4 protein-coding genes and 1 pseudogene are annotated in these 3845 nt (G+C 73.0%); 4 read left to right on the top strand and 1 reads right to left on the bottom strand.

Going from position 1 to position 3845, the window contains the following annotated elements:
• Positions 1 to 300 precede the first annotated feature (300 nt).
• From AB8Z36_RS33385 to AB8Z36_RS33375, 3 genes are all read left to right on the top strand, one after another.
• Positions 301 to 495 (top strand): hypothetical protein, encoded by a 195-nt coding sequence (locus AB8Z36_RS33385; protein WP_369217134.1) that lies wholly within the window; start codon positions 301 to 303, stop codon positions 493 to 495.
• A 119-nt stretch (positions 496 to 614) separates the two neighbouring features.
• Positions 615 to 1250, top strand: a complete 636-nt coding sequence (locus tag AB8Z36_RS33380) for a hypothetical protein (RefSeq protein ID WP_369217133.1) — start codon at positions 615 to 617, stop codon at positions 1248 to 1250.
• 61 nt (positions 1251 to 1311) lie between these two features.
• Positions 1312 to 1710, top strand: coding sequence for a VOC family protein (locus AB8Z36_RS33375; protein WP_369217132.1), 399 nt, complete (start codon positions 1312 to 1314; stop codon positions 1708 to 1710).
• On the opposite strand, the gene AB8Z36_RS33370 is transcribed toward AB8Z36_RS33375, so the two are convergent.
• Entirely contained in the window at positions 1707 to 3329 is a 1623-nt protein-coding gene (locus tag AB8Z36_RS33370) for a FadD3 family acyl-CoA ligase (protein ID WP_369217131.1), read from the bottom strand. The genes AB8Z36_RS33375 and AB8Z36_RS33370 overlap by 4 nt on opposite strands.
• 114 nt (positions 3330 to 3443) lie before the next feature.
• Here AB8Z36_RS33370 and AB8Z36_RS33365 point away from each other — a divergent pair.
• Positions 3444 to 3839 (top strand): annotated as a pseudogene (locus AB8Z36_RS33365) (lipid-transfer protein); the annotation flags it as partial.
• Positions 3840 to 3845: the final 6 nt, after the last annotated feature.

Below are 3845 nucleotides of genomic sequence, written 5' to 3'. Positions count from 1 at the left end.
TGCCGGCCCCGCCCAAGGACGGCAAGGCCACGACGCAGGGCGACAGCCACATGCCCGCCCCGCCCAAGGACGGCCAGGCCACCACGCAGGGCGACAGCCACATGCCCGCCCCGCCGGCCAAGGACGCCTGAAGACCTCTTTCCCGACGGGGGTCGGCCGCGGCGGCGCGGAGGGGGAGCCGTCGCGGCCGACGCATGTCCGGGCACGGGCCACACCCGGCCGTTCGGCGGAATCGAACATTCAGCCGAGGCGTCGTTACGCTCGCGGGCAGCAAGTGCCCATCGCCTCTCAGGAGTTGCCATGAACCGCACCACGAAGATGATCGTCACCCTCGCCCTCGCCGTGGCGGCCACGGGGGCGGCCGCGTCCACGGCACTGGCCGACAGCCACGTCCCGGCGCCGCCGCGGGACGGCCGGGCCACCCTCCACGGCGACAGCCACATCCCCGTCGCCCCGCTGGGCGACAGCCACATCCCGGCGCCCCCGCGCGGCTGACCTCACCCATGGGACCCCGGCGGGCGGACGCGGCGGAACGGGTGGCAACACGCGGCCGTTGCGGCGCCGGGCGACAGGTCGTCTCCCCGGCCGCCGCCCTCCGTGGCAGAGTCGTCCGCATGGTCACCTCGACGCGCGACCGGCACCCCCGGTCCCGAAGACACCGTGCCGCCGCCTGCGGCCTTCTCCTCGGCGCCCTGCTGCTGCCCCTCACCGGCTGCCGCACGGAAGGCCTGCCCGGCTCCGTCGTCGGTACGAGTGACGACGTACCGCCGAGCAAGCCGTCCACCGCGTCGGCCGCCCCCGGCGCCTCCCCGTACGTGGAACCCGGAGTCGTCGACGGCGCCCCGCACGAGCGGGAGAACAACGCCTACCGCCGCCCCGGCGACATGCCGGCCGCCGAGGAGCGGGCCGCCGAACGCGAGGCCGCCCGGATGCGGCCCGTGCTCAAGCGGCTCTGGGAGCGCAAGAAGTGGGACCCGGAGAGCGTGCGCGGCGCGCTCACCGGGGAGCTGGGCTACAAGGCCAGGAAGGTGAGCGCCGCGGGCCGCCTGCTCGGCGGAACGCTTGAGGTGCAGGAGATGACCGGGCGGTACGAGGAGGACGACTACGTCACTCCCGAAGGCGCCAGGATCGGGCTGTACGTGGGGGACGACGCGTGCGTCACCGGCTGGATCCAGAAGACCAACTTCGAGGTCAAGACGAACGGGCGCTTCATGGAGTCCGGGTGCCTGGAACCTCTCAGCGGTCACTAGGGCCTTGGCGGCACCGCAAATGCGTGGACAGGGGGCGTCGCCGCGCCGGATAGTGCCGCGCATGACTTCTCTTGTGCGCCATCTCACCTTCGACTGCCACGACGCCTACCGCCAGGCCACCTTCTGGGCCGAGGTCCTCGACGGTTCGCTCTCCGACGACGACGTCCCCGGGGACCCCGAGGCCCTGGTCAGGTCGGAGGGCCTCACGCTGCTCTTCGTGACCGTGCCGGACACCAAGAGTGTCAAGAACCGCGTACACGTCGACCTCCAGCCGCAGGACCGCGGCCGTGACGCGGAGGTGGAGCGGATTCTCGCCCTCGGCGCCAAGGTCCACGACGACCAGCGGCGGCCCGACGGCCGCGGCTGGGTCACCCTCACCGACCCGGAGGGCAACGAGTTCTGCGTGGAGCGCAGCGCGGCCGAGCGCGAGGCCTTCGTCGAGCCCGGCGGCGACGCCTAGGCCTGCGCCGGGCCGGTCGAAAGCCCCGCCCGCAGCTCTCCCTTGACCACTTTCCCGCTCGCGTTCCTCGGCAGTTCGGCGACGAACTCGACGCCCCTCGGCACCTTGTAGTTCGCCATCTCCCGCCGTGACCAGGCGATCAGGTCGTCCGCCGTCACCACGGCGCCGGGGCGCCGCACCACGTACGCCCGGCCGACCTCGCCGAGCCGCGCGTCGGGCACGCCGATCACGGCGACGTCCGCCACGTCCGGATGGAGCCCGATGAGCTGCTCTATCTCGGCGGGGTAGGCGTTGAAGCCGCCGACGATGAACATGTCCTTGATCCGGTCGGTGATGCGGAGGTTGCCGTCCTCGTCCAGGACGCCCACGTCACCGGTGCGCAGCCAGCCGTCGGCGGACACGGCACGGGCGGTGCCCTCGGGGTCCTCGAAGTAGCCGCTCATGACGTGGTGGCCGCGGACCAGGATCTCGCCGGGACGGCCGGGCGGGAGCGTGTCGCCCCGCCCGGAGACCACCCGGATCTCCGTACCGGGGATGGCACGGCCCGAGGTCCGCGCGATGACCTCGGCCGGGTCGCCGCGGCGGCACATCGTGACGATGCCGCTCGCCTCGGAGAGCCCGTAGGCGGTGAGGACGGTGCCCACCCCCAGCTCGCCGCGGAGCCGTTCGACGAGCCGGAGCGGCACGACCGCCGCGCCCGTCACCACGAGCCGCAGCGCGGAGAGGTCGTGCTTCCACCGCGCGGGGTGGTCGAGGACCGCCTGGTGGAGGGTGGGCGGGCCCGGGAGCACCGAGATGCGTTCGGCGGCCACGTTGGCGAGCACGGTGTCCACGTTGAAGACCGGCTGCGGGATCATCGTCGCCCCGCGCGTGAGGCAGGCGATGATGCCCGCCTTGTAGCCGAAGGTGTGGAAGAAGGGGTTCACGATGAGGTAGCGGTCGCCCTCGCGCAGTCCGGCGAGCTCGCTCCACACGTCGTAGCAGCGCAGGGTCTGGGCGTGGGTGATGACGGCGCCCTTGGGGCGGCCCGTCGTGCCGGAGGTGAAGATGATGTCCGAGGGCGCCGAGCCCTCGACCGCCGCCGCCCGCGCGCGCACCGCGCCCGTGTCCACGCCGTCGCCGCTCGCCAGGAACTCCTTCCAGGTGCGGAAGTTCTCCGGGGCGTCGTCCGAGAGCACCACCACCTGCGCCAGGTGCGGCAGCCCCGGCAGCGGACCCGTCCCCGCGCCCTCGGCCGCCGCACGGCGCAGCGACGCCACGTACGAGGTGCCGAGGAAGGTGCCGGTGACGAAGAGGAGCTTCGCGCGGCTGCGGTGCAGCACATAGGCGGCCTCCGTGCCCTTGAAGCGGGTGTTCAGCGGTACGAGGACGCCGCCCGCCGAGACCGCGCCGAGCGCGGAGACGATCCAGTCCAGGGTGTTCGGGGCCCAGACGGCGACGCGGTCGCCGGGTTCGACGCCGTTCGCCAGGCAGGCCGCGGCGGCCCGTGCCACGCGGGCGCCCAGCTCCTCGTACGAGACACGGGTGCGGCCCTCGACGACCGCCTCCCGGTCGCCGTACCGCTCGGCGGCCGCCCCTACCAGCCCCGGGATGCTGCCCCACTCCAGGTCGCCGCGCATCGCAAGCCTCCCACATTGCTGACTACCCGTCAGATTACCGCTAGCCTGACGCACTGTCAGCACTGGGGACGACCGGGTCCCACGGCTCGCGATCTCGCGGAGGTGCCGCCGCCCATGGCCTCACTCAAGGACGCAACAGCGATAGTCGGGATCGGCCAGACCCCCTTCGCCAGACACCTGGCCGAACCCGAGAAGACGCTGGCCTGCCGCGCGATCCTCGCCGCCCTCGACGACGCGGGCATCGCCCCGTCCGAGGTCGACGCCTTCGCCTCGTACACGATGGAGGAGACCGACGAGGTCGAGGTCGCCAAGGCCATCGGCGCCGGTGACGTCACCTTCTTCAGCAAGGTCGGCTACGGCGGCGGCGGTTCCTGCGCGACCGTCGCCCACCTCGCCTCCGCCATAACCACCGGCCAGGCCAATGTCGGCATCGCCTGGCGCTCCCGCAAGCGCGGCAGCGGCCCACGCCCCTGGAAGAACACCGCCGTCCAGCTCCCCACTCCCGCCCAGTAGACC

Source organism: Streptomyces flavofungini (assembly GCF_041028215.1).
Taxonomy (GTDB): domain Bacteria; phylum Actinomycetota; class Actinomycetes; order Streptomycetales; family Streptomycetaceae; genus Streptomyces; species Streptomyces flavofungini_B.
Note: the sequence above shows the minus strand (reverse complement) of the source record. Positions and strands in the feature narration are given on the sequence as shown.

Coding starts and splice junctions, on each gene's coding strand:
- AB8Z36_RS33380 (WP_369217133.1), top strand. CDS start 615: ATGGTCACCTCGACGCGCGACCGGCACCCCCGGTCCCGAAGACACCGT.
- AB8Z36_RS33370 (WP_369217131.1), bottom strand. CDS start 3,329: ATGCGCGGCGACCTGGAGTGGGGCAGCATCCCGGGGCTGGTAGGGGCG.
- AB8Z36_RS33385 (WP_369217134.1), top strand. CDS start 301: ATGAACCGCACCACGAAGATGATCGTCACCCTCGCCCTCGCCGTGGCG.
- AB8Z36_RS33375 (WP_369217132.1), top strand. CDS start 1,312: ATGACTTCTCTTGTGCGCCATCTCACCTTCGACTGCCACGACGCCTAC.